Consider the following 24,350-nt stretch of genomic DNA (forward strand, 5'->3'; position numbering starts at 1 on the left):
GCCGATGTCCGACTTGATAGTCATCACTGATGCCACCAAGAAGCTGGGCGGCAGACTCGTGCTCGACCACGTCTCGCTCGCCCTCGAGCGCGGCGGGATCTACGGCTTCGTGGGGGTGAACGGCTCCGGCAAGACCATGCTCTTCCGCGCCGTCTCCGGCCTCATTCACCTCACCTCCGGGAGCGTCGACGTGTTTGGCGAGCGGGTCGGCAGGGACGTGGACTTCCCGTCCGACATGGGGCTGGTCTTCGAGTCCACCGGCTTCTGGGACGAGGGGACGGGTCTTCAGAACCTGCTTCGCCTCGCCTCTGTCAGAGGCGTTGCGGGCAGGGAGGAGGCGGAGGCGGCGCTCTCCAGGATGGGGCTCGACCCGGGTGACGCGAGGCCCGTCTCCGCCTACAGCATGGGGATGCGCCAGCGCCTCACGATCGCGCAGGCGATCATGGAGCGCCCGAGGCTCCTCATCCTCGACGAGCCGACAAACTCGCTCGACGTCGAGGGGACCGGGACGCTCGTCCGCATCCTCGGGGAAGAGCGCGACAGGGGCGCCACGATACTCGTCTCGAGCCACAACGAGCCCGACGTCGAGGCGCTCTTCGACCGGACGTTCCTCATGGAGTCCGGGCGGGCGCGGGAGGCGCGCGATGGCGGCCGCTAGGGGGCTCGAGATGCCGCGCATGAGGGCGCGGACGTTCCTGCTTGCGATGGGCCTGCTCGTCGCCGTCTGCCTCTCCGCCGGCCTGGCGATGCGGGCGAGCCTCACCGATGTCAACGGGAATGCCGGGGAGCTCGACTCGATGAGCTTCCTTCCCTCTCCCGCGACGCCGGGCATGGTAGGGCTCTACACCTCCCAGGACATTCTCCGGGAGCTTGAGCGCAGCGGTCTCGACGCGGGGGAGCTCACCCTCGAGGAGTCCCAGGACCTGCTCACGCTGGCGATGGACAACGTCGAGGAGATCGCGCCCGTCATCGTGACCGGGAGGTTCACGGGGGAGCGCACCTACGTCTACGAGGCCTTCAGGTGCGAGATTGAGGTCACGGGCGTCGTCAAGGGGGAGGGCGTGACGGTGGGGGAGCGCATCTCGGTCTACGACCCCTATTCCATCCGCGAGCCAGGCCTCTACACGGACAGCGGCGGGATGTTCTCGGCCGAGCGCGTCGTCGCCGTGACGTCGGACGACTACACCGGCGGCTCCGCCCCGCTCCGCGCGAGCCAGGAGTACCTCTTCTTCCTCGAGCCGAAGACGTTCCCCGAGGGCATGGAGCCTCCGCCGGGAGGTGCGACCTACATTCTGGCCCGCCATCCCTACGCGAGGATTCCCCTCGACGTCGTCGACCATCCCGAGCGCGTATATGTGATCGAGCTCGACGAGTTGGAGACCGTTGAGCGCTCGTGGGGCGTGGAGTACGTCATGCCCGAGATGACCTTTGCCGAGGCGTGCACGTACGACATGTTCGTCCAGGGGTCAGCGACCGCCGAGCTGTACCGCGCTACCTGCCGGGGCATCCTCACCCGCGTCCTCGGCACGTAGGCGCGTGCAAAAGGGACAGTCCCTTTTGCACGCGCGTGCACCTACAGCTGGGAGGTGAGGCCGCCGTCGACGTAGATGGTCTGACCGGTGCAGTAGGTGTTGGCCTCGCTCGCGAAGACGAGCATCTGCGGCACGAGCTCCACCGGGTCGGCGAAGCGCTTGAGGACGGTGCGGTTCTTGAGGACGAGCGAGCCCTCGGCCTCGAGGGCGTCATGGGTCATCTCGGTGTCGAAGACGCCCGGGGCGATGGCGTTCACGAGCACGCCGTAGGGCGCGAGCTCGGCCGCGAGCGCGCGCGTGACCTGCAGGACGGCGCCCTTGGCGGCGAAGTAGCCGATCTGCGTGGCCCCCGCCTGGATGGCGCCCACGGAGGCGATGTTGACCACGCGGCCGTAACCCTGCTCGCGGAAGAGCGGGGCCACCTCTCGCGTCATGAGGAAGACGCTCGTGAGGTCGGTCGCGATGACCTTGTCCCACTGGGCCGTCGTGTGGTCCTCGAGCGGCGCGTACTCGCAGACGCCGGCGTTGTTGACGAGCACGTCAATGCGGCCGAACTCGTCTTTCACCTGCGCGACGGCGGCCTTGATGGACTCCTCGCTCGAGACGTCGCAGGCCACCGGCAGGCAGCGCACGCCGAGCGCGCGGCACTCGTCGGCGACCTGCTCGAGGCGCTCCACGCGGCGGGCCAGGATGGCGACGTCGGCGCCCTGCTCGGCGAGCGCGTGCGCGAAGTCGACGCCGAGGCCAGAGGAGGCCCCGGTCACGAGGGCGACGCGACCGTGGAAGTCGAGGTTGAGCATGTTCTTCTCCTTTCTTCGGGGTGACGGCCCCATGGTACGCGCGACGCCGCGGCGTCAGGGCCCCTCTTCGGCGGGCGGCTGCGGCGAGAAGAACAGGCTCAAATTCGTACTTGTCACGCCACGGGAAGGGTGCTATAGTTCTTCCTCGCACAACGACCGGGTGGTGGCGCAGTTTGGTAGCGCACTTGACTGGGGGTCAAGGGGTCGCTGGTTCGAATCCAGTCCACCCGACCAGGAATTGACGAGGCCAGGGAGAGCTCCCTGGCCTCTTTTCGTGCATAGCTGCCACACGAGCGTCCCCTGGGCCCCGCTCGCACGCCGTGAGAAGGAGGGTCGTGGCGATTCTCGGGACGATGGCGTTGCCCCGCCGGGGGGGTGGCGGTCGTGCCGGGCGTAAGCTGGGCGTCCTTCTTGGCACAACAGGGGAGCCGGGCTTGTGGCAGGCCGATTTCTGCCACAAGCCCAGCTCCGGCGATGCCATTGCCCGCCGCAGGGCACGTCGGGGCGCGGCGCGGGACCGTCCAGCGCCCCTACGGGCGCCCGGAGGCCATGTCGCACCAGCCCGCGCGCACCTCCTAGCGGGCCCGCCGCCTCCTGCCGCTCGTGCGCGCGGCGATCGCCGCGCCCGTCGCGAGGGCGGCAACGCCGACCGTCGCCACGGCGCCGGCGCCCGACGGCGTGGCGTCGCCCGTGTCCGGCAGGGGGCGCTTCCTGACGCGCCTCCCGGCGGGCTTTGAGCCGCCGCGCGCCGTCGCTGACGCGCCTCCCTCGCGTCCGGACGGCGCGTCGGTCGACGGCTTGGGGCCGGGATCGACCCCGGGCTCGGGATCGGGCTCGGCCGCGTCCTTCACGCGCGCCTCAAGGTCGAAGTGCTGCGGCGTCACCGCATAGCCCTCCTCCTCGGAGCCGGTCACTTCGATCGGGGCCACGGTGAAGCGGAGCTCGCTTGCCTCGTAGCCCTCTGGCGCGGACGTCGGTCGCAGGACGTAGTCGCCCGGCACGAGGTAGGCGTCGTCGCCGTCGCGCCATGCGCGCGCATCGGCGTCGAAGGCATCGTCGCGCGAGGCGACGCCCTGGAGCTCCTCGTAGGCGGGCGTCGTCCTGGCGGCCGGCGAGAAGGAGCCGGTTCCATCGGAGGTGAGGCCGCCCGCGACGCGGCGCTCCTGGCCGTCGACCACGGAGAGGAGGTCGTAGGTCGCCCCCTTGACGGGCGCGCCCGCGGCGGTGACCGAGAAGTTGACCGGGATGGGGAGCGAGCGATACACGAGGTAGTAGTTCTTGTCGCGATAGACCTTCCTCGACGCGTCGCGCGCTATGGTGAGGTAGTGGTTGCCCTGGCCCTCCGCCTTGAGCGGGTCGTTGGCGTCGGCGCTCTCGGGATGAGGGGCCTTGTCGATGTCGTCGCCCACGAGGACGTAGCCCGGAACCGTGCGGGCGGTGAGCTCGGCGTAGGTGGGCTTCACCTCGCCGTAGACCCAGCGGTCGGCCGCGGCGTCGTAGACGAAGTCCTTGCTCGGCGAGCCCTCGGGGCTGAGGAGGGGCTGTCCGTAGAGCATCATCGAGCCGTACGCGGTCTGGAACGACCCGCGCGTGACCGTGGGCTCGGCGAGGTCGGCGACGTCGAGCGGCGGGAAGGGGGCCTCGGAATAGGCGCGCTCGCCCGCGCTGCGCTCCCGGATCGGGTCCTTGGCGCCAAGCCCGCGCGCGGCGCGATACGCCCCCTCCTCGACGAGGTGGAAGGTCGCGCTCGTGGGCTGCTGCGTCCGATAGCTGCGGAACAGGTTCCCGGGCGGGACCGTGGCGTCGGGAGTTCCGGGATAGCCGTCCGCGACGACCGTCGTGGCGCCCTCGGGGACGTCGAAGCGCACCTCGAAGTACTGGGTCGCCCCGACGGGATAGTTGATGCGCCAGTAGATGCCTTGGGCGGGCAGGTCCTCACCGTTGTGCCTGACCACGGAGGTGGGGAGCAGCTGGAACGAGCCGTTGCCGGGGCCCGAGACGAGCGGGTTGGGGCTGTCCCACGCGTCGTAGGAGAGGTGTCCCACGGTGAACGTGAAGCCGTGACCGTAGGAGAGGTTCGCGGGCATGAACGCCACGTAGAAGTGGATGTGCGCGAGCTGGTCGTGATACTGCACGAAGGGCTCGAGCGGGGGCATGTTGAGCGCGTTGGGCTTGAAGGGCATCTTCACCACGGAGCCGTCCTTCATCTCGAGCTCGACGTACATGGCGTAGTTCTGGTAGGGGCCCTTGCCCTCGTGCGTGCTCTCGGCGATCATCTCGGGCGTGAGCTTGTCGGGGAAGGGGTTCTCGGCCTCCTCGGACGCGTCGATCACAATCGGGTCGTCCTGACTGAGGCCCGTTCCCTCGGCCGCGCGGGCGACGGCGGCGCCGACGGGGGCCACCCCCGCCGTGACGGGGACGGGGGCCATCGCGACGCCGAGCCCGAGGGCGAGCCCCAGCCCCACGCCGCAGGCGACCCGCGCGAGTCGGGCGCGCCCCGCCAGCCTCTCGTCGGGACGCTCGCGCCCCGCTTCCTGCACGCTATCCCGCACGTCCATCGTGACCTCCGCATCGTCTCGCGCGTCTTGGGTGCGCGCACGGTAGCACGTCGGGGGCGCGCTGGCGAGCGGGAGGCCCCCTCCGGCGAGAAGAACCGACGAACGGTTCCCCCCTGCTGGCGAGTGGTCAGACGATGACGTAAGGTAACGTATATTTCGATATGCTCCCGCTATATCGCCTTTGGTCAACACATTTATGCTATTGACGAGGTGGCATACATGGCGGACGTCGCTCACGCCACACGGCGTTTGCGCGGCGGAAACCCGCACGACACACTGGCGTGCCTAAGATGGAGGGACGTTTCTGCACCAGACATTGGAGGACGACATGGCACGCGTGTACAACTTCTCCGCTGGCCCCGCCGTTCTGCCCGAGGAGGTCCTCAGGCAGTGCGCGGACGAGATGCTCGACTATGCCGGCTGCGGCATGAGCGTCATGGAGATGAGTCACCGATCTTCCGTCTTCCAGAAGATCATCGACGACGCCGAGGCGGACCTCAGGGCCCTCATGGACATACCCGAGAACTACAAGGTCGTCTTCACCCAGGGTGGCGACTCCCTGCTCTTCTCCACGGTCTTCATGAACCTCGCCGCCAACGGCAAGGCGGACTACGTCATCACCGGCAACTGGGCCAAGAAGGCTTTCCAGGAGGCGCAGATTCTCGGCGACGCCGTGGCCGTTGCCTCTTCTGCCGACAAGAACTTCTCCTACATCCCCGACTGCTCCGACCTGCCCATCCGCGAGGACGCGAGCTACCTCTACATCTGCGAGAACAACACGATCTACGGCACCAAGTTCGGCGAGCTGCCCAACACCAAGGGCCACGTCCTCGTGGCAGACCAGAGCTCGATGTTCCTCTCCGAGCCCGTGGACGTCACCCGCTACGGCCTCATCCACGCGGGCGTCCAGAAGAACGTGGGCCCCGCCGGCGTCCAGATCGTGATCGTCCGCGAGGACCTCGTGCCCGACGACCTGCCCGGCGTCCCCACGATGCTGCGCCTCAAGACGCAGATCGACGCGGGCTCGCTCTACAACACCCCCAACTGCTGGGGCATCTACGTCTGCGGCAAGGTCTTCAAGTGGATCGAGAAGAACGGCGGGCTCGCCGCGATGGGGGAGAGGAACGCCGAGAAGGCTGCCCTGCTCTACGACTTCCTCGACGAATCGGAGCTCTTCTCGTCCACCGTGGAGCCGCGCGACCGCTCGCTCATGAACGTGCCGTTCGTGACCGGGAACAAGGAGCTCGACGCGGAGTTCGTCGCCGAGGCCGCCAAGGCGGGGCTCGTCAACCTCAAGGGGCACCGCTCGGTGGGCGGCATGCGCGCCTCCATCTACAACGCCATGCCGCGCGAGGGCGTGGAGGCGCTCGTCAGCTTCATGAAGGACTTCGAGCTCTCTCACTGACCTGCAAAATGGGGACGTGTTTTTTCGCGCAGAAGATTTGGGACAGGTTTTCTGGGCAGGCGCGTCCCCTTATCAGCCAGGCACAAACCTGTCCCAAATCTTCTGCGCGAAAAAACACGTCCCCATTTTGCGGAGGGAACCATGTACAAGATCTGCTGCCTCAACAACATCGCCAAGGTCGGGACCGACCACCTCGGCGAGGGCTACGAGTTCGTGAGCGAGCCGGAGGGCGCCGACGCCCTCATGGTGCGCTCCGCGAACCTCCACGAGCTTGAGCTCGCGGACGGCCTTCTGGCCATCGCCCGCGCGGGGGCCGGCGTCAACAACATCCCGGTCGAGCGCTGCGCCGAGCAGGGCGTCGTCGTCTTCAACACGCCCGGGGCGAACGCCAACGCGGTGAAGGAGCTCGTCATCTGCGGCATGCTCCTCGCCTGCCGCGACGTCATCGGGGGCGCGGCGTGGGTGGCCGAGAACAGCGACGACCCGGACGTCGGCAAGAAGGCCGAGAAGGCAAAGAAGCAGTTCGGCGGCTGCGAGCTCGCGGGCAAGAGCGTCGGCGTGGTCGGCCTCGGGGCCATCGGGGCCGCGGTCGCAAACTCCCTCATCGACCTCGGCTGCGAGGTCATGGGCTACGACCCGTACCTCTCCATCAACGCCGCCTGGAGCCTCGACCGCAGGATCGAGCACGTCACGGACCTCGGCGAGATGCTCTCCCGCTGCGACTTCGTGACGCTGCACGTCCCGGCCACCGACTCAACGCGCAAGATGATCTCGGCCGAGATGATCGCGCGCATGCCGCGCGGCGCCGTGCTGCTCAACTTCGCGCGCGACCTGCTCGTCGACGAGCAGGCGCTCGCCGAGGCGCTCGACGACGGCCGCGTGGGCCGCTACGTCACCGACTTCGCCAACCCGGCGAGCGCCAACATGAAAAACGCCATCGTGCTGCCGCACCTCGGCGCCTCGACCGGCGAGGCCGAGGACAACTGCGCCGTCATGGCCGCCAACGAGCTCAAGGACTACCTCGAGAACGGCAACATCAGGAACTCCGTCAACTACGGGCAGGTTGACCTCGGCCCCGTGGGCGAGGGCGACGAGCGCGTCGCGATCTTCCACGAGAACGTGCAGGGCGTCATCGGCCTCCTCTCCGCGACGCTTGCCGCCTCGGGCCTCAACATCGAGAACATGACCAACAAGAGCCGCGGCAGCAACGCCTACACGCTCATCGAGGTCTCGGGCGACGTCACCCCCGAGGTAGGCGAGCAGCTCTCCCAGATCGCGGGCGTGCGGCGCGTCCGCGTCATCGAGCGCCCCTAGCCGCGTCCGGGCTCGCTCGCCCCGGGAGGCGCCCGGGGCGAGCGATTGAAAGTACGCTAATATGGGTATTTCGATTGAGGAGTGCAGACCCAGGCTCGAGAGGCAAGTAGTGTCAGAGAGAACCGACCGCATCACATCGCTGCTCCGTGACATCGCGGACGCCGATGCCGCGGAGCGACAGAGGGCCGGCCGCGCCAATGCGCCCGTCGGCTCGTCGGAGAACCCCTCCACCCAGGTCCTCACGGTCGCCAACGTCATAACCTTCTGCCGCCTCGCCCTCACGTTCGCCTTCCTCGCGCTGTTCACGGGCGGCGGCAACCGCGCCCTCGCCCTCACCTGCTACGCCGTGGCCGCGGTGACCGACTTCCTCGACGGCCAGGTCGCCCGGCGCACCCAGACGGTGAGCTGGCTCGGGAAGATCATGGACCCGATCATGGACCGCGTGCTGCTCTTCACCGGCGTGCTCGGGCTCCTCGTCATGGGGGAGCTGCCCGTCTGGGTCCCCGTCTTCGTCATCGGGCGCGACGTCTACCTCGCCGCGGGCAGCCTCGTCCTCAGGCACTTCCGCGTGCGCCCGATCGACGTCGCCTACATCGGCAAGGTCGCAACGGCCCTGCTCATGTTCGGCTTCTGCGACCTCCTGCTCGGCATGCCCGTGATCGACGGGCTCGGCGTCGTCGCCGCGTCCTGGCTGCCCGGGCTCAACGACCAGGCCGCCGCGCTCGGGATTTTCTTTGTGTACGCCGGCGTCATCTGCTCGGCCGCGACCGCCGTCGTCTACACCCGCACCGCCCTCGGCATCATTCGCGCGAGCAGGGGAGGCGAGCGCTGATGGGCGCGCGCATGGGAGCGCTCTACGAGGAGCACCTCCTGCTCGGTGCCAGCTTTCTGCCCAACGATTCGACCGGGCTTCTCGCCGTGCGCTCATACCCCTGCGAGAGCGAGAAGGACCTGGGCGAGGCGCTCCGCGGCGCCGTCGTCGCCGACCTCACCGGCACGACCTACGCCCTGCTCTCCGGCGCCGCCGCGCCCGACCTCGCCCGCTCGGCGCTCGCCGGCAGGCCCCTCTCGGTGGGCGAGGCCTCCTTCGAGGCGGTGCTCCGGGGGGACGGCGGCGTGCTGGGCGCCCCGCTCGTCCTGAGGACGGGCGACCACGAGCACGTGCTGCTCGACCCGACCCCGCGCGGCGAGGCGGCCGTCGCATGGCTCGAGCTCGTGCGGGGCGCGGGCGGCGACGAGGGCCCCCTTCGAGACTGCTCGCTCGAGGACGCGAGCGGCATGCTCGTGCCCCTGCTCTGCGTCGGGGACGGCGCCGGTCGCGTGGTCTCCGACTACCTCGTGCGGACCGGGGCGCGCCTGCCCCGCCCCGGCGAGGTTGCCTCCGTGCGGCTCGACGCGATCCCCGCCCTCGCGGCGCGGGTCCCCGTCGTCGAGGCCGAGGCATACCTTCTGCTCGTCCCCGCGCCGTCGGCGCGCGCGATCTGGCGGAGCCTCCTGTCCTTCACCGAGGTGTCCCCGGTGGGCACAGGGGCCGTCCGCGAGCTGTTCGCCGGCTGGCTCCCCTGGGCCGCGGCGCTCTCCGCGCCGGGCCCCGTCGCCCTCGGCCGCGCGGAGCTCGAGGGATGGGGCATCGTCAGGGCGGGGGACGACTTCGTCGGGGCACGGGGGCTCGCGTCCTAGGGGCGCGCAGCGCGATCGGGGCGACGCCCCGAGAGGGGAGAGACAGACGTGAAGTACTCGATCAACGCGCAGGAGGCGCCTGACGCCATCGGCCCCTACTCGCAGGGCACGACCGCCGGACGGCTCGTCTTCGCCTCCGGTCAGCTCCCGATCTCCCCTGACGACAAGCGCTCGCTCGTCCCGGGCGGCATCACGGAGCAGACCGAGCGCGTCATCGACATCATCGAGTCCATCCTCGGCGAGGTGGGCTGCACGCTCGCCGACGTCGCCCAGACCACCGTCTACCTCGCGAGCCTCGAGGACATGGAGGCCATGAACGAGGTCTACGCGCGCAGGTTCACGACCCCTGCCCCCGCCCGGGCCGTGGTGGGGGTCTCCGAGCTGCCGCTTGGCGCCCTGATTGAGATGGACTGTGTCGCGTGCAGGTGAAGCGCGCTATGATGGTACTCTGAACAGAAACGAGGGGAGACACATGCCCAACACCAATACCAGCGCCGGCTCCACCGAGATCTTCCGCATGCCCGCCGCGGACTCGACGATCCCCGACCTCATGGGGACGGCAAAGCCCGCCCACCCGACGCTCACCATCGTGAAGGGACCGCAGATCGGCGAGACCTTCGAGCTCGACGCCCCCGAGATCACGCTCGGGCGCGACCCCAAGAACAGCGTCTTCCTGAACGACATGACGGTCTCGCGCCGCCACGCCACCATGGACCTCTCCAACAGCGCGCTCGGCCTCGCCACCATCGAGGACCTCGGCTCGCTCAACGGGACCTGGGTCGATGGCGCCATCGTGAGCAAGGCGAGCCTCAAGGACGGCTCCACCATCCAGATTGGCACGTTCCGCATGGTGTTCCACGTGAACGGCCGCCCGCGCAGGATCGACGCGGAGGCGTAAGGCCCCATGGCCGACGCGGGATACCTGACCATAGGGAAGGTCGTCAAGCGGCTGCAGCAGCAGTACCCCGACCTCTCCGTGTCCAAGGTGCGCTATCTGCAGGACGAGGGCCTTCTCAACCCCTCGCGCACGCCGAGCGGCTACCGCCTCTACTCGCAGCGTGACGTCAGGCGCCTCGAGACGATCCTCTATCTCCAGAAGAACCGCTTCCTCCCGCTCTCGGTCATCAAGGAGGAGCTGGAGCGCGCGGACAGCGGACAGCGGCCGAACCCCGAGCTCGGGGGGGCGGACCCCGTGGCGCTCCCCGTCGACGACGAGGAGGTCGCCGGCAAGCTCCACCCCATCGACCGCATGCCCGAGCTCACCGGCGCCACCGCGAGCTTCGTGCGCCAGCTCTCCGAGGCCGGCGTCATCACGCTCACGAGGTCCCCCCACGGGCGCGACCTCGTCGACGGGCGCGACTTCCCCCTCATCCGCGTCTGCGACGAGCTGCGCCACTTCGGAATCGGGCCGAAGAACCTCCGCCAGTACGTCATCGCCGCAAACCGCGAGTCCGCCATGTTCGAGCAGGCCCTCGTCGTCTATGCCCGCAAGGGCGGCGGCGTTGAGCTCGAGCCCACCGACGAGACGCGCCAGCGCTTCAACCATGCGTTCTCCCGCATGCTCGGCCTCACCAACGCCGTGAGGGACGAGCTCATCCAGAGGCGCGTCAAGGAACCGTTCAAGGACAAGGGCGCCGAGCGCTAGGCCCGGTCACCCGCGAGAGGAGAGGGAAGCCTTGTCAGACTTCGACTTCGCGAGCCGCATCATCGACATCCCCGACTACCCCGAGCCGGGCGTCGTCTTCAAGGACATCACGCCGCTCTTCGACGACCCCGAGGCGCTGCGCGCCGTCGTCGACGACATCGCCGGTCACTTCGAGGGACGGGGCATCACCAAGGTCGTGGGCGCGGAGGCTCGTGGCTTCCTCATCGGTGCGCCCGTCGCATACCGCCTCGGCTGCGGGTTCGTCCCCGCCCGCAAGCCCGGCAAGCTCCCCCGCGCCGTCTACTCCCAGAGCTACTCCCTCGAGTACGGGACCGACGAGATCCAGATCCACCGCGACGCGCTGACCCCCGAGGACCGCGTCCTCGTCGTCGACGACCTCGTCGCGACCGGCGGCACCGCGATCGCGGCCGCGCGCCTCGTCGAGCAGTCGGGCGCCGCCGTCGAGGGCTTCGCCTTCATCCTCGAGCTCGCCTTCCTCAAGCCGCGCGAGGTCATCTCCGAGGCGTGCGACCACGAGGTCTATACCCTCGTCAAGGTCTCCTAGCGCCCGGATGGAGGACCTTCCGCAACAGGAGATAGTCAGGCGCCTCTCTCGGCGCTTCCAGGTAGCCCTCGTGCTCGAGGGCCTGGTCGTCGGGCTCGTCGCCGGCGGCGTGGTCACGCTCTACCGCCTCGTCCTCTCGAACGCCGAGCGGCTCCTGCGCCTCGTCACGGGCGCAGCCGTGGGAAACCCGCTGCTCATGGCCGCATGGTTCGCGGTCCTCGCCGTTCTTCTCGCCTGCGTCTCCGCCCTCATCGTCTGGGAGCCCGCCACCTCCGGCTCCGGCATCCCTCAGATCGACGCCGAGGTCGTCGACCGCATGGACGCCCCCTGGCGAAGGGTCGTGCCCGCCAAGTTCGCCGAGGGCGCGATGCTCGCCCTCGCCGGGCTCTCGCTCGGCCGCGAGGGGCCGTCCGTCCAGCTCGGGGGCATGTCGGGAAAGGCGGTCTCCCGCGCCCTGCGCAGGAAGAGGGGAGAGGAGCGCCTGCTTGTGACCTGCGGCGCCGCCGCCGGCATGTCGGCCGCCTTCCATGCCCCGCTGACCGGCGTCCTCTTTGCGCTCGAGGAGATTCACAAGGAGTTCACCGCGCCGCTCATCATCTCGGTCATGTGCTCGTCGGTCGCCTCCGACTACCTCGTCTCCCAGGCGCTCGGCGTCTCGCCCGTGATCAGCCTCGCCCTCGGGGCTGACCTGCCGCACGCGAGCTATGCCCTCGTCGTGGCCCTCGGCCTTTTGGCGGGAGCCCTCGGCGCCCTCCACAACCGGGGCATGTTCGCCTGTCAGGACCTCTTCGGGAGGGTGCGCTCCCACCTGCCGCTGGCACGCCTCGCCGTGCCCTTCGCGCTCGCGGGCATCGTTGCCTTCGTGTGGCCGGAGCTCCTCTGCGGCGGCGACGCCATCATCGAGCTCCTCGAGTCCCCCCAGGGGCTCGGCGTCGCGGCCATCCTCGCGCTCCTGCTCGGCAAGTACCTCTTCACCACCGTCTGCTTCGGCTCCGGGGCGCCGGGAGGGACGCTCCTGCCGCTCGTGGTCATGGGGGCGCTCATGGGCGGCCTCTTCGCGCGCGCTGTGGGAGCGCTCGGCGTGCCGGGGGAGTACTTCCCGAACTTCGTCGCGCTCGGCGTGGCCGGGCTCTTCTCGGGCGTCGTGAGGGCGCCCGTGACGGCCGTCGTGCTCGTGTTCGAGCTCACCGGGTCGCTCGACGCGCTTCTCTCGGCCTCGATCGTGTCCGTCGTGGCCTATGTGACCGCCAACCTCACCGAGACCGAGTCGTTCTACGAGCACCTGCTCGCGGCGCTTCTCGGCTCCTCGGGTCGCGCGGCCGAAGAGGGGACGGCGGGCGGCAAGTCGCTCCAGACCATCCTCGTGGGCGCGGGGAGCCGCCTGGAGGGGATGCTCGTCCGCGAGGTGCCGTGGCCCGACGGGATGCGCGTCGTGACGATCGAGCGCGCGGGCGGTGACGTGGTGCCCACCGGGAGCACGCGCATCGAGGCGCTCGACCGCCTCCTGGTCATCGTCGACTCGTCGGTGACCGACGACGCCTTCCTCAAGCTCCGCCTCATGTCCTCGCAGCGCGTCCTCTGATGGGGGATTTTTCCCGTTATCGATACTTTACATAAGATATATTATCACGGTTTTAGAAACTGCAGAAAGAGAAGAGGACCGCCGCCTCGACGTGGTGTCCGAGACGACGGTCCGAGAACCCGTGAGATGGCGTCACCCCTCGACGGGATATCCCAGGTACGCAGCGACGCTCGTCGCGGCGATGGCGCCGTCCGAGGCCGCCGTGACAATCTGCCTGAGCGGCTTTCGCCTCACGTCGCCCGCCACGAAGAGCCCCGGGGTCGTCGTGGCCATGCGCTCGTCCGTCACCGCATAGCCGCTCTCGTCGAGCTCGACGAGACCCCTCAGAAGCCCCGACTCGGGCACGCGGCCCACGAGGACGAAGATCCCGAACGAGCCCTCCTCATAGGTCTCGACGCGCGTCTTGCCGGTGGCGTTGTCGCGGAACGTGACGCTCGACGGGAGCTCGCCGCCGTCGACCTCGACGATGCTCGTCATGAGGCGCAGCTCGACCTTCTCGTTGCGCTCGAGCTCCGACACGACGGATGCCTGCGCCCTCAGGTGGTTCTTGCGCACGACCACGGTGACCTTGCTCGCGAACCGCGTCAGGAAGAGCGCCTCCTCGGCAGCCGAGTTTCCCCCACCGATTACGAACACCTGTTTGCCTCTATAGAACATCCCGTCGCAGGTGGCGCAGTACGAGACGCCGTGCCCCGCGAAGCGGTCCTCGCCATCGAAGCCGGCCTTGCGCGGCTGCGCGCCGGCGGAGACGATGACGGAGGCGGCATCATACGCGGCCGACGGCGTGCGGACCAGGAAGCGGCCGGTCTCGGCGTCTCGCTCAAGCGACTCGACGGGCTCCATCCTGATGTCCGCCCCAAGGCCCTCCGCCTGCTCCCGCATGGCCTCCGTGAGGCCGTATCCGTCCGCGTGCGGGACGCCCGGGTAGTTGTCGACCTCGCTCGTGAGGATGACCTGACCGCCGAGGGCCTCCCGCTCGAGCGTCACCGCATCGAGAAGCGAGCGGCTCGCGTAGATGGCGGCCGAGAGGCCGGCAGGCCCCCCGCCCACGATGACAAGGTCCTTCTGAGTTGCTTCCATGATGCGGGCTCCTCCCCTGCTCCTGACTTCCTTTCTCTGATGGTACCCCATGCTCCCCCGCTGCAACGCCAAAATGAGAGAGGGCGGCCCACATATAGCGAACCACCCTCTCGTCAACGAAATATGCGGGACGGCTCACCCTAGTCGTCCGCCTCCGCGGACGGGCGGCCCGGAAGGATCAGGTTGAGCAGGATGCCCGCCAGCGCCGAGGTGGCCATGCCGGGAAGAGTGTAGTCGCCGATGGGGATGGCGATGCCGGAGGTCTCCATGCCCACGCCGAGGATGATGACGACCGACGCGATCATGAGGTTGCGGTTGACGTCGAAGTCGACGCGGTTGGAGACGAGCATGCGCAGGCCATTCGACGCGATGAGGCCGAAGAGCAGGAGCGACACGCCGCCCATGACCGGGCTCGGGATCGACTGGATGAGCGCCGCAAGCTTGGGGCAGAAGCCGCCGATGACGAGGGCGAACCCGCCCGCGTACCAGAAGATCTGCGTCGAGTAGACGCGGGTCACGCTCATGACGCCGATGTTCTCCGCATAGGTGGTCGTCGGGGGTCCGCCGAGGAAGCCGGAGATCATCGTGGAGATGCCGTCGCCGGCGAGCGAGCGCGGCAGCATGGAGCGATAGTCCTTGCCCACGATCTCGCCGACCGCGAGCAGGTGGCCGATGTGCTCGATGACCACGACGACGGCGACCGGGGCGACGAGCGCGACCGCGCCCCAGTCGAAGCGCGGCGCCGAGACGCTCGGCAGGCCGACCCAGGCGGCCTGCGCGACGGGCGAGAAGTCGACGAGGCCGAAGGGGATGGAGACGAGATACCCGACGATGATGGCGAGAAGGACGGGGATGGTGCCGAACATGCCGCCCATGCTCGAGAAGACCACGGCAGCGACCAGCGTCACAGCGGCGACGATGGCGCCGACGCCGAAGAACGCGGACGTGCCGTCCGGCAGGTCGGTCATGAAGGCCATGTCGGCCGCGGTCGCGGAGAGGCCGACGCCGATGACGACCATCACCGAAGCGACGAGGACGGGCGGCAGGAAGCGGTCGAGCCAGCCCGTGCCCACGAGGCGGATGATGCCGGCGACGACGAGGAACACCATGCCGGCGACGATGACGCCGGACATGGCGGCGTCAAGCCCCTTGGTCGCGCCGACGGCGAGGATGGGGCTGATGAAGGCGAACGAGCTGCCGAGGTAGCTCGGAATCTTGTTGCCGGTCACCAGCAGGTAGCAGATCGTTCCGATGCCCGAGCACATGATGGCGACGTTGGGGTCGAGCCCGGTGAGGACCGGGACGAGCACCGTCGAGCCGAACATCGACATCATGTGCTGGATGCCGAGCGGAATGGCGCGGCCGACCGAGACGCGGTCGTCGACGCCGATGACCTCACGCTCATGAGAGCTCATGAGACCTCCCTTCGGGACGTGCGTACAAGAAAGCGGGCCCGGGCGCCGTGCCCGGGCCCGCGCAGGGGCGCCTCGCGCTAGACGACGAGGAAGTAGACGAGGAAGGCGACGGCAGCGACCCACATGAGCGGCTTGACCTTCTTGAGCTGGCCGGTGACGGCGGCGACGATCACGTACGCGATGAAGCCGAAGCCGATGCCGTTCGAGATCGAGTAGGTCATCGGGACGCCGGCCACGATGAGGAAGGCGGGCAGGCCCTCGAGGAGGTCGGACCAGTCGATCTCCGCGACCTCGCTCATCATGAGGAAGCCGACGAACACGAGGGCGCCGCAGGTGGTGGCGGAGTTGACGATGGAGATGAGCGGCGAGAAGAACGCGGCGATGATGAACAGCACGCCGGCGGTGACGGAGGTGAGGCCGGTGCGGCCGCCGTCGGCAGCGCCGGAGGCGGACTCGACGAACGTGGTGATCGAGGAGGCGCCGGTCAGGCCGCCCACCGCGGCGGCGGCGGAGTCGACGATCAGGATCTCCTTGATGTTCTGGACGCGGCCATCGGGCTCGAGGAACTCACCCTGCTTGGCCACCGCCATCGCGGTCCCCATGGTGTCGAAGAAGTCGGACATCATGAGGGAGAACGCGAAGACGAGCAGCGTGGGGTTGGTGACGACCTTGGCGATGCCCATCACTCCGGCCTCGTCGGCGAGGAACGGGGCGCCGAAGGAGGAGAAGTCGAGGCCGGACACGATGCCGGCGGGAAGCTGCGTGACGCCGAGGGGGATGCCGGCGACGACGGCGACGATGATGCCGAGCAGCAGCGAGCCCTTGACGTTCATGGCGTACAGCACGATCGTCGCGATGATGGAGATGAGGCCGACGAGGAAGGTCGGGCTGAAGACGTCGCCGAGGGCGACCATCGTGGACTCGTCGGCGACGATGATGCCGCCGTCCTTGAGGCCGATCATCGCGATGAACAGGCCGAGGCCGACAGAGATCGCGTGGCGCAGGGACACGGGGATCGCGTCCATGATGGCCTCGCGCAGGCCGCAGAGGACAAGGATGAGGATCGCGATGCCCTCGATGAAGATGACGGCGCTCGCGGCGTGCCAGTCACCGCCCGCGATGGCGGTCAGGCTGAACGCGAAGACGGCGTTGACGCCCATGCCGGAGGCGCAGGCGAGCGGGCGGTTGGAGAACAGGCCCATGCAGATCGTCATGATGCCGGCGCCAACGCAGGTGGCGGTGACGGCTGCCGTCGCGGGAATGCCCGCCTGGGTGAGCAGCGAGGGGTTCACCGCGATGATGTACGCCATCGCGAGGAACGTCGTCAGGCCGGCGCGAAGCTCCTGTCCGACGCTCGACCCCCTCTGCTGGGCCTTGAAGAACTTTTCCATGTAATGCATCCCTTTCCGTTGTGACACGTACACTGCGTTCGGACGCCGCACGGGCGGCGGGGGAACCTGATGCGCGGGGCCTAGACGCCGCTCGAGCCGAAGCCGCCGGCGCCGCGGTCGGTCTCGTCGAGCTCGTCGACCTCGACGAGGCGGACGACGGGGACGCGCTGGATGACGAGCTGCGCGATGCGCTCGCCGCGCTCGATGCGTATGGGCTTGCGGTCGTCGAGGTTGACGGCGCAGACCTTGAGCTCGCCGCGGTAGTGGGCGTCGATGAGGCCGGGGGTGTTCGCCATCGAGAGGCCCTCGCGCAGCGCAAGGCCGCTTCTGGGCTGCACGAAGCCCGCGTAGCCCTCCGGGATGGCGATGGCGAGGCCCGTCGAGACGAGCCGGCGCTCGTGCGGGGCGAGCGTCACGTCCTCGTTGGCCCTGAGGTCGAGCCCGGCGTCCCCCTCGTAGGCGTAGGTCGGCAGCTCGACCGTGGGGTCGAGCCGCTTGATGGGAAGGTCGATCCTGTCGTCAGTCATTAAGGCTCCTCAGCTCCTCGCTGAACTCGTCGACGTCCTTGAAGTCGCGGTACACGGAGGCGAAGCGGACGTAGGCGACCTTGTCGATGGAGACCAGGCGCTTGAGCACCATGCTGCCCAGGTCGGCTGAGGTGACCTCCGTCCTGCCGGAGTCGCGAAGCGTGGACTCGATGTTGTCGATGAGCCCCGTGAGGGCGCTCATGGGGACGTCGCGCTTCACTGTGGCCGTGAGGAGGCCGCGCATGAGCTTCTGCCGGTCGAAGGGCTCCTTGTGGCCGTCGCGCTTGATGACCAGGAGCGGGACCTCCTCGCAGCGCTCGTACGTGGTGAACCTGAACCCGCAGCTCGTGCACTCTCGTCGACGCCTGATGGCGTCATTGCTCTCCGAGGGCCTCGAGTCGACGACCTTCGACTCCTCGCAACCGCATTTAGGACAGCGCATCTAACCTCCTCGGCAAACGGCACCTAGTGAAGTTATCACAAAATGCACAAAGATGCCGCGGTCGGGCCGTCTTGAAATGCGTTGGAAAGGAAGGGCCGCTATCCCCTCGCAGGAACGACGAGGGACTGGCCGGGCCGCAGCGAGGCGTCATCGAGGGAGTTGGCGTCCGCGATCCAGCGCACGAGGTCCGCGGTCTCGACGCCGTCGACGGGGCGCTCGGCCGCGATGCCCCAGAGGGAGTCGCCCTCCGAGACCGTGACGGTCGTCGTGGCGACGCCCTCGAGGGCTCGGGCGCGCGAGGACGATATGACGAGGTCGGAGAGGATGGACCCGAGCACGATGGCGGCCACGACGGCGACGCCCGCGACGAGGGCCAGGCCGAGCTGCCTCGCGTCGAGCTCCCCCGCGCGCCGCACCGGCGCTCCGTGCCTGCGACCAAGGCCTCCCTCGACCAGGGTGAGGCGGCGTGCGGGACGCGCAGCGAGCGCGGCGGTGCCCTCGAAGGCGTAGACGGCGGTGCAGGCGTTGTGGCTCATGGTGTCCCCTCTCGTTCTGTGTGCTGGGACGGTTATATCGGACGGGCCGGACAATAATTGGCCCCTCGGAATTACCGGAACGTCTGTACTCAATTATGGTGGTACAATTGTTCGTGTCAAGAGATTTGACGAACAAATGTTTGCGAATTTCTCGAAATCGGCTATGATGGGATGACGGAGGACAAGGAGGCACAACATGACACGTGGAAAGCTCGGCAAGCGTCAGCTCGCCATCTACGACTTCATCCGCACCTACTCGACCGAGCACGGCTATCCGCCCTCGGTGCGCGAGATCGGTGCCGCCGTGGGCCTCGCCTCGCCCTCGACGGTCCACATGCATCTCAAGGTGCTCGAGGAGCACGGGCTCATCCGCAGGGACTCCAAGAAGCCGCGCACGATCGAGGTCGTGGACAAGCAGGCGTCCTCCACGGACGAGCAGGTTCCGCAGGCGAGCGTCTCCCAAGACGTCGACCGCAACCTCATCTCGCTGCCGCTCGTCGGGCGCGTCGCCGCCGGGACGCCCATCCTCGCCGAGCAGAACGTCGAGGAGACGCTCACCCTCCCCACCTCGATCGTCGGTGACGCGAGCTCCTTCATCCTGCGCGTGCGCGGGGAGTCGATGATCAACGCGGGGATCTTCGACGGTGACTACATCGTCGTGAAGGAGCAGCACGACGCGCACAACGGTGAGATCGTCGTCGCCCTCATCGACGACTCCGCCACGGTGAAGACCTTCTACCGCGAGCGCGACCGCGTGCGGCTGCAGCCGGAGAACGACAGCATGGACCCGATCTACGTCGACGACCCCGTCATCCTCGGCAGGGTGACGGCCCTCATCCGCTCCATCTCGTAGGTGGGCGGCTCAGACAGGCCGCAGGGCGGTCGCATCGGGGCCTTCGACGCGGCGCGCGGCCTTTCCGTCATATCGATGGTTCTCTTCCACCTCTGCTATGACCTGCGCTTCATCTACGGCCTCGACCTCGGGTGGTTCGCCCCTCCCCTCCAGGACGTCTGGCGGGCGAGCATCTCATGGACCTTCGTCTTTATCGCGGGCTGCATGTTCCCGCTCTCAAGGAGCAACCTGAGGCGGGGGGCGCAGTACGCGGCCGTCGCGCTCGCCATCTTCGTCGTGACGAGCGTCGCGTCGGTCGATACGCCCATATCGTTCGGCATCATCTACTGCATGGCCGCCTGCACGCTCGTCACGTGGGCGCTCGCGGCGGGAGGCCTCGTCCCGCGCGGGCCCGTCGCCGCGGCCGCCCTCCTCGTCGCCTTCGTCGCGCTGCTCGGCCTGCCGCGCGGCTTCGTCGGCATCGGCCCCGTGAGCGTCGCCCTGCCTGAATGGGCCTATGGGAGCGAGTGGCTCTCCTGGCTGGGGCTGCCCGGGCCCGCCTTCTCCTCGGGGGACTACTACCCGCTCCTCCCCTATCTCATGCTCTACCTCGCCGGGGCCGCGATGGGGTCATCCTGGGCCGAGCGGGGCTATCCCGGCTGGGCCCGCCGGCTACGCGTCGCCCCGCTCAACTTCGTCGGAAGGCATGCCCTGGCCGTCTATGTCATCCACCAGCCCGTCCTTCTCGTCCTCTGCGAGGCCCTCGAGCTCGTCTTCGGATAGCACCTCGTACGGTGCGAGCGTGCGCGCCATGCGCTCGTCGGCCTTGACCGTGGCCATGAGGCCGCCCTGGACGTAGCTCTCTCGCATGACCTGGCATCGCTCGTGGACCATCTTCATGAGCAGGCCCTTGTCGTAGGGCACGAGCACGCTCATGGTGACGCTTCCCTCGGCGGCCTCCCGCGCGATCCTATAGAGCAGCCCCCGCACGCCCCAGCCGGTGCGGGCGGAGATGGCAACGGCGTCGGGATGGGCCGCACCCGCCTCGCGCAGCCCCTCCTGGTCGAGGAGGTCGCACTTGTTGAGGACGGTGACGCTCCTGATCCCAGACGCGCCGATGTCATCCAGCACGGAGCGGACGGCATCGATCTCGAGCTCTCGGTGGGGGTCCGAGGCGTCGACGACGAGAAGGACGAGGTCGGCGGCGCGGACCTCGGCAAGCGTCGACTTGAAGGACTCGACGAGCGTCGTCGGGAGCTTCTGGATGAACCCGACGGTGTCGGTGAGGGTGACCTTTCTCCCCTCGTCGAGCACGAGCGAGCGCGTCGTGGGGTCGAGCGTCGCGAAGAGCTCGTCCTTCGCGTAGACGTTCGCGCCCGTGAGGAGGTTCAGCAGGGTCGACTTGCCCGCGTTGGTGTAGCCGACGAGCGCGACCCGCCAGACGCCGGAGTCCCAGCGGGCCTTGCTCTGCACGCCCCGGCGCCGCTCGAGCCGCTCGAGCTCGCGGCGAAGGGTGGAGATGCGCGACCTCACGAGCCTGCGGTCGACCTCGAGCTGGCTCTCACCCTGGCCGAAGCGGCTCCCGATGCCGCCCCTCGTCTGCTCGCCCACGAGGTGGCTCCACATGCCGCGAAGGCGCGGCAGGACGTACTGGAGCTGGGCGAGCTGCACCTGGAGCCGCCCCTCGTGCGTCCGGGCGTGGACGCCGAAAATGTCGAGGATGAGCGCGGTGCGGTCGATGATCTTGACGGGCTCCCCCACCGCGCGCTCGAGGTTCGCCTGCTGCGAGGGGGTGAGCTCGTCGTCGAAGATGACGACGTCGGCCCCGAGCTCGCGGACGAGCGAGCAGAGCTCCTCGACCTTGCCGCGCCCGATGAACGTCCGCGGCACGGGGGCGTCGAGGCGCTGGTACATGGTATGGACGACCTCGGCCCCGTCGGTCTCGGCGAGGCGGGCGAGCTCGGCGAGGGACTCCTCGCAGGACCACTCCGACCTGCCGAGGTCCACGCCGACGAGAATGGCGCGCTCCGGCACGGGCGCCGTCGAGAGCGGGCTAAATCGAGGCATGGGGCTCACCCCCGAGCTCGGAGACGATGACCCGCGCGGCGGCCTCCGGCGTGATGTCGTCGAGGTCGAGCCAGCGCACGCGGCCGTCGCGCCTGAGCCAGGACAGCTGTCGCTTGGCGTAGCGCCGGCTCCTGAGCTTCACGAGCTCCACCGCCTCGTCGAGCGTCATCTCGCCCGCGAGCGCGCCGAGGACCTCCTTGTAGCCGATCGCCTGCCCGGCCGTCGTCCCAGGGGTGAGGCCGCGCCTCGCGAGCCCGGAGACCTCCTCCACGAGCCCCTGGGAGACCATGCGGTCCACGCGCTCGTCGATGCGGGCGTAGAGGCGCTCCCGAGACATCGTGAGACCCCAGATGCGCGCGTCGTAGTGGAGCGCGCGGCGGCGGAGCCCCTCGTGATGACGGGCGTAGGAGACGCCCTCGTCGAGCATCTCGAGCGCGCGGACGACGCGCCTCACGTTGTTGGGGTGGATGAGCGCGGCACTCTCGGGGTCGCGCCCCGCGAGCAGAGCATGGAGCCACTCCGCGCCCCGCTCGGCCGCGAGCGCCTCGTAGCGCTCGCGCGAGGCCGCCCCGCGCTCGCCGGACGGGAACTCCATCTCGTCGATGACGGCGTCGAGGTAGAGACCCGTGCCCCCCGCGAGCACGGGGGTGACGCCCCTTCGCAGCGCCTCATCGACGCACGCTCGGGCATCTCTCTGGAAGAGCCTGACGGAGTAGTCCTCGAGGGGGTCGACGACGTCGACCATCAGCAGGGGCGCGCGGCGCTCCGCCACGGGGGTCTTGGCGGTGCCCACGTCCATGCCGCGATACACCTGCATCGCGTCGACGGAGACGACGGGCCCGCCGAGGCGCTCGGCGACGAGCTCGGCGACGGCGCTCTTGCCTGAGGCCGTGGGCCCGACGACGCAGACGACGGGGCCCGGGGCGCTCATCGCGGGTCGCCCTCGACGGTCCCGCGCAGGTACCACGTGCGCGCCTCCTCGACGCGCACGTCGACGATGGAGCCGACGAGCGAGGCGGCGTCGACGCCCTCCGGGACCGGGAAGTGCACGGTCTGGTTCTTCTCGCTGTGCCCGACGAGGATGCCGTCGTCGCGCTTCGAGGGACCCTCGACGAGGACGCTCGCGAGCGTCCCGAGGTCGGCCTGGTTGGCGTCGTGCGCCTGCTGGGCGACGAGCTCGGCAAGCCGGTCGAAGCGGCCCTGGATGACCTCGCGCGGGGTGTCGTCCGCCATCTTGGCGGCGGGGGTACCAGGCCGGGGCGAGTAGATGAACGTGTAGGCGGACGAGAACGCGGCCTCGCGGACGAGCGAGAGCGTGTCGAGGAAGTCCTCCTCGGTCTCGCCGGGGAAGCCGACGATGATGTCGGTCGAGAGGGCGAGGTGCGGCATCGCGGAGCGCAGGCGCCCGACGAGCGCGAGGTACTCCTCGCGGGTGTAGCTGCGGTTCATCGCCTTGAGGACCCTCGTCGAGCCGCTCTGCACGGCGAGGTGCAGGTGAGGCATGACGCTCGGGAGCTCCGCCATGGCGGCGATGGTCTCGTCCGAGAGGTCCTTGGGGTTTGAGGAGGTGAAGCGGATGCGCTCGACCCCCGTCGCGGCGACGCGGCGCAAAAGCTCGGCGAAGCGCGGCTCGCCGTAGAGGTTGCGCCCGTAGGAGTTGACGTTCTGGCCGAGCAGCGTCACCTCGCGGACCCCGTCGGCGACGAGGTGCTCGACCTCGGCGACGACGCTCTCCATGGTGCGGCTCTTCTCGCGGCCGCGCACGTAGGGGACGATGCAGTAGGTGCAGAAGTTGTTGCACCCCGTCATGATGGGGACCCACGCGTGGAAGGGGCTCTCGCGCCGGCTCGGCAGGTCGGTCGAGAAGGGCCGGCCCTCCTCGACGGTGTCGACCTCGACGGCGCGGCCGTCCGCGGCGAACGCCTCCTCGAGCAGGCCGGGGAGGCTGGCGAGCGCGCTCGTGCCGAAGACGACGTCGGCGCAGGCGATGTGGTCGCGGATGCGCTCGCCGTCTCGCTGGGCTATGCACCCGCCGATGGCGACGACGCGGCGACCCGAGGGCGGCGTCGGCGCGGAGACCATGGCGGAGGCCTGCCCGTAGAGGCGCTGGTCGGCGTTCTCGCGCACGCAGCAGGTCATGAAGACGACGATGTCTGCGTCGTCGGGGTCCTCGACGCAGATGCAGCCGCAGGCGTCGAGCAGGCCGGCCACGCGCTCGGAGTCGTGCAGGTTCATCTGGCAGCCGAAGGTCCTGACGCAGTACGTCTTGCCGACGAGGGCGGAGGGGGCCTGCGTCACGACGCCACCCCCGCCTCGCTCGCGGCGGAGGGCGCCTGGAGGCGATGTACGTACACCGCGATCCTGATGGCGGTCCTGCTCTCCCCCGAGATCTCGATGTCCGAGAAGGTGGGGGCGCACGAGATGTCGATGCCGGTGGGGATGAGGAACCCGCGGGCGATGGCTATGGCCTTGATGGCCTGGTTCACCGCGCCGGCGCCGACGCACTGGATGTTGACGGGCACCCCGTCCTTGACGAGTCCGGCGATGGCCCCGGCGACCGAGGCCGGCGAGGACTTGCTCGACACCTTCAGATAGTCCATGTTGCTTTCTCCTGCTGCGTGGCTCATGAGAGCGGCTGCGTTTGTCGCGCTCGTACGATTCTACTGGTAACGGGTCCGTTTGAGAAGAAGGTGGTGGTCAGTCGCTCTCCTCCAGGTCGAAGGTGACCGTGATCTTGCCGTGGCCGACCCGGACCTTGGGGTCCGCGGAGAGCGAGAGGTAGTAGCGGTCGGCGAGAAGGGCGAAGTCGCGCTCCATCGTCCGGGAGAACTCCTCGACGTCGGCAGGCGCGATCCTGAGGCCGCGTCGGTCGCGGGGGGGGGGGGGGGGGGGGGGGGGGGGGGGGGGGGGGGGGGGGGGGGGGGGGGGGGGGGGGGGGGGGGGGGGGGGGGGGGGGGGGGGGGGGGGGGGGGGTGGGGG

25 protein-coding genes and 1 tRNA gene are annotated in these 24,350 nt (G+C 69.0%); 14 read left to right on the top strand and 12 right to left on the bottom strand.

Going from position 1 to position 24,350, the window contains the following annotated elements; all coding sequences use genetic code 11:
- Positions 1-4 precede the first annotated feature (4 nt).
- Both ACULPM_RS07825 and ACULPM_RS07830 read left to right on the top strand, forming a co-directional pair.
- Positions 5-658, top strand: coding sequence for an ABC transporter ATP-binding protein (locus ACULPM_RS07825; RefSeq protein ID WP_445330946.1), 654 nt, complete (start codon positions 5-7; stop codon positions 656-658).
- The gene (locus ACULPM_RS07830; protein ID WP_445330947.1) at positions 645-1,532 is read left to right on the top strand and encodes a hypothetical protein; all 888 of its coding nucleotides are present in this window, start codon (positions 645-647) and stop codon (positions 1,530-1,532) included. The genes ACULPM_RS07825 and ACULPM_RS07830 overlap by 14 nt, the downstream gene beginning before the upstream one ends.
- Before the next feature lie 41 nt (positions 1,533-1,573).
- Here ACULPM_RS07830 and ACULPM_RS07835 read toward each other — a convergent pair whose 3' ends face one another.
- Positions 1,574-2,332: an SDR family NAD(P)-dependent oxidoreductase gene (locus tag ACULPM_RS07835; protein WP_445330948.1), complete on the bottom strand. Its 759-nt coding sequence runs from the start codon at positions 2,330-2,332 to the stop codon at positions 1,574-1,576.
- Between the two features lie 157 nt (positions 2,333-2,489).
- On the opposite strand from ACULPM_RS07835, the gene ACULPM_RS07840 reads away from it, so the two are divergent.
- Positions 2,490-2,566: transfer RNA gene (locus tag ACULPM_RS07840), tRNA-Pro, on the top strand.
- Positions 2,567-2,907: 341 nt separating this feature from the next.
- Here the strand turns inward: ACULPM_RS07840 and ACULPM_RS07845 are convergent.
- Positions 2,908-4,890, bottom strand: coding sequence for a hypothetical protein (locus ACULPM_RS07845; protein WP_445330949.1), 1,983 nt, complete (start codon positions 4,888-4,890; stop codon positions 2,908-2,910).
- A 328-nt stretch (positions 4,891-5,218) separates the two neighbouring features.
- On the opposite strand from ACULPM_RS07845, the gene serC reads away from it, so the two are divergent.
- The 9 genes from serC to ACULPM_RS07890 all read left to right on the top strand — a co-directional run bounded on the left by serC (position 5,219) and on the right by ACULPM_RS07890 (position 13,081).
- Positions 5,219-6,295: a 3-phosphoserine/phosphohydroxythreonine transaminase gene (serC, locus tag ACULPM_RS07850; protein ID WP_445330950.1), complete on the top strand. Its 1,077-nt coding sequence runs from the start codon at positions 5,219-5,221 to the stop codon at positions 6,293-6,295.
- A gap of 141 nt (positions 6,296-6,436) precedes the next feature.
- A complete protein-coding gene (locus ACULPM_RS07855) occupies positions 6,437-7,609 on the top strand; it encodes a 3-phosphoglycerate dehydrogenase family protein (protein ID WP_445330951.1) in 1,173 nt (390 codons plus the stop codon).
- 109 nt (positions 7,610-7,718) lie between these two features.
- Positions 7,719-8,441 carry a CDP-alcohol phosphatidyltransferase family protein gene (locus ACULPM_RS07860; protein ID WP_445330952.1) on the top strand — a complete coding sequence of 241 codons (723 nt, stop codon included), beginning with the start codon at positions 7,719-7,721 and terminating at the stop codon, positions 8,439-8,441.
- Entirely contained in the window at positions 8,441-9,289 is an 849-nt protein-coding gene (locus tag ACULPM_RS07865; RefSeq protein WP_445330953.1) for a hypothetical protein, read from the top strand. Before ACULPM_RS07860 ends, ACULPM_RS07865 begins: the two co-directional genes overlap by 1 nt.
- A gap of 48 nt (positions 9,290-9,337) precedes the next feature.
- Positions 9,338-9,718: a RidA family protein gene (locus tag ACULPM_RS07870; protein WP_445330954.1), complete on the top strand. Its 381-nt coding sequence runs from the start codon at positions 9,338-9,340 to the stop codon at positions 9,716-9,718.
- A 43-nt stretch (positions 9,719-9,761) separates the two neighbouring features.
- The gene (locus tag ACULPM_RS07875) at positions 9,762-10,187 is read left to right on the top strand and encodes an FHA domain-containing protein (protein WP_167929353.1); all 426 of its coding nucleotides are present in this window, start codon (positions 9,762-9,764) and stop codon (positions 10,185-10,187) included.
- Positions 10,188-10,193: 6 nt separating this feature from the next.
- On the top strand, positions 10,194-10,934 hold the full coding sequence (gene ftsR / locus ACULPM_RS07880; protein ID WP_445330955.1) for a transcriptional regulator FtsR: 741 nt from the start codon (positions 10,194-10,196) through the stop codon (positions 10,932-10,934).
- Positions 10,935-10,965: 31 nt separating this feature from the next.
- The gene (locus ACULPM_RS07885; RefSeq protein ID WP_075280149.1) at positions 10,966-11,499 is read left to right on the top strand and encodes an adenine phosphoribosyltransferase; all 534 of its coding nucleotides are present in this window, start codon (positions 10,966-10,968) and stop codon (positions 11,497-11,499) included.
- A gap of 7 nt (positions 11,500-11,506) precedes the next feature.
- On the top strand, positions 11,507-13,081 hold the full coding sequence (locus tag ACULPM_RS07890) for a ClC family H(+)/Cl(-) exchange transporter (protein WP_445330956.1): 1,575 nt from the start codon (positions 11,507-11,509) through the stop codon (positions 13,079-13,081).
- A 132-nt stretch (positions 13,082-13,213) separates the two neighbouring features.
- On the opposite strand, the gene ACULPM_RS07895 is transcribed toward ACULPM_RS07890, so the two are convergent.
- The 6 genes from ACULPM_RS07895 to ACULPM_RS07920 all read right to left on the bottom strand — a co-directional run bounded on the left by ACULPM_RS07895 (position 13,214) and on the right by ACULPM_RS07920 (position 18,472).
- The gene (locus ACULPM_RS07895; RefSeq protein ID WP_445330957.1) at positions 13,214-14,161 is read right to left on the bottom strand and encodes an NAD(P)/FAD-dependent oxidoreductase; all 948 of its coding nucleotides are present in this window, start codon (positions 14,159-14,161) and stop codon (positions 13,214-13,216) included.
- Between the two features lie 140 nt (positions 14,162-14,301).
- Positions 14,302-15,576: a uracil-xanthine permease family protein gene (locus ACULPM_RS07900; protein WP_445330958.1), complete on the bottom strand. Its 1,275-nt coding sequence runs from the start codon at positions 15,574-15,576 to the stop codon at positions 14,302-14,304.
- Between the two features lie 77 nt (positions 15,577-15,653).
- Positions 15,654-16,967, bottom strand: a complete 1,314-nt coding sequence (locus tag ACULPM_RS07905) for an NCS2 family permease (protein ID WP_167929347.1) — start codon at positions 16,965-16,967, stop codon at positions 15,654-15,656.
- Between the two features lie 80 nt (positions 16,968-17,047).
- On the bottom strand, positions 17,048-17,494 hold the full coding sequence (dut, locus tag ACULPM_RS07910; protein WP_445330959.1) for a dUTP diphosphatase: 447 nt from the start codon (positions 17,492-17,494) through the stop codon (positions 17,048-17,050).
- Complete coding sequence (gene nrdR / locus ACULPM_RS07915) at positions 17,487-17,936, bottom strand: transcriptional regulator NrdR (protein ID WP_167929345.1); 450 nt, start codon at positions 17,934-17,936, stop codon at positions 17,487-17,489. Before nrdR ends, dut begins: the two co-directional genes overlap by 8 nt.
- A gap of 98 nt (positions 17,937-18,034) precedes the next feature.
- Positions 18,035-18,472: a LysM peptidoglycan-binding domain-containing protein gene (locus tag ACULPM_RS07920; RefSeq protein ID WP_167929344.1), complete on the bottom strand. Its 438-nt coding sequence runs from the start codon at positions 18,470-18,472 to the stop codon at positions 18,035-18,037.
- Between the two features lie 196 nt (positions 18,473-18,668).
- Here ACULPM_RS07920 and lexA point away from each other — a divergent pair, with 196 nt between their 5' ends.
- Both lexA and ACULPM_RS07930 read left to right on the top strand, forming a co-directional pair.
- Positions 18,669-19,325, top strand: coding sequence for a transcriptional repressor LexA (lexA, locus tag ACULPM_RS07925; RefSeq protein WP_445330960.1), 657 nt, complete (start codon positions 18,669-18,671; stop codon positions 19,323-19,325).
- On the top strand, positions 19,326-20,087 hold the full coding sequence (locus ACULPM_RS07930) for a heparan-alpha-glucosaminide N-acetyltransferase (RefSeq protein WP_445330961.1): 762 nt from the start codon (positions 19,326-19,328) through the stop codon (positions 20,085-20,087). It begins immediately after the preceding gene.
- Here the strand turns inward: ACULPM_RS07930 and hflX are convergent.
- From hflX to ACULPM_RS07950, 4 genes are read right to left on the bottom strand one after another with little or no spacing between them, the layout of a single operon-like run.
- On the bottom strand, positions 19,977-21,371 hold the full coding sequence (gene hflX / locus ACULPM_RS07935) for a GTPase HflX (RefSeq protein ID WP_445330962.1): 1,395 nt from the start codon (positions 21,369-21,371) through the stop codon (positions 19,977-19,979). The two genes, ACULPM_RS07930 and hflX, sit on opposite strands and share 111 nt — an antisense overlap.
- Positions 21,358-22,302, bottom strand: a complete 945-nt coding sequence (miaA, locus tag ACULPM_RS07940; RefSeq protein ID WP_445330963.1) for a tRNA (adenosine(37)-N6)-dimethylallyltransferase MiaA — start codon at positions 22,300-22,302, stop codon at positions 21,358-21,360. The genes hflX and miaA overlap by 14 nt, the downstream gene beginning before the upstream one ends.
- Positions 22,299-23,669 carry a tRNA (N6-isopentenyl adenosine(37)-C2)-methylthiotransferase MiaB gene (gene miaB, locus ACULPM_RS07945; RefSeq protein WP_445330964.1) on the bottom strand — a complete coding sequence of 457 codons (1,371 nt, stop codon included), beginning with the start codon at positions 23,667-23,669 and terminating at the stop codon, positions 22,299-22,301. The genes miaA and miaB overlap by 4 nt, the downstream gene beginning before the upstream one ends.
- On the bottom strand, positions 23,666-23,971 hold the full coding sequence (locus ACULPM_RS07950; protein WP_075280137.1) for a stage V sporulation protein S: 306 nt from the start codon (positions 23,969-23,971) through the stop codon (positions 23,666-23,668). Before ACULPM_RS07950 ends, miaB begins: the two co-directional genes overlap by 4 nt.
- Positions 23,972-24,350 lie beyond the last annotated feature (379 nt).

The sequence above is a fragment of the Thermophilibacter sp. ZX-H3 genome (assembly GCF_052599055.1).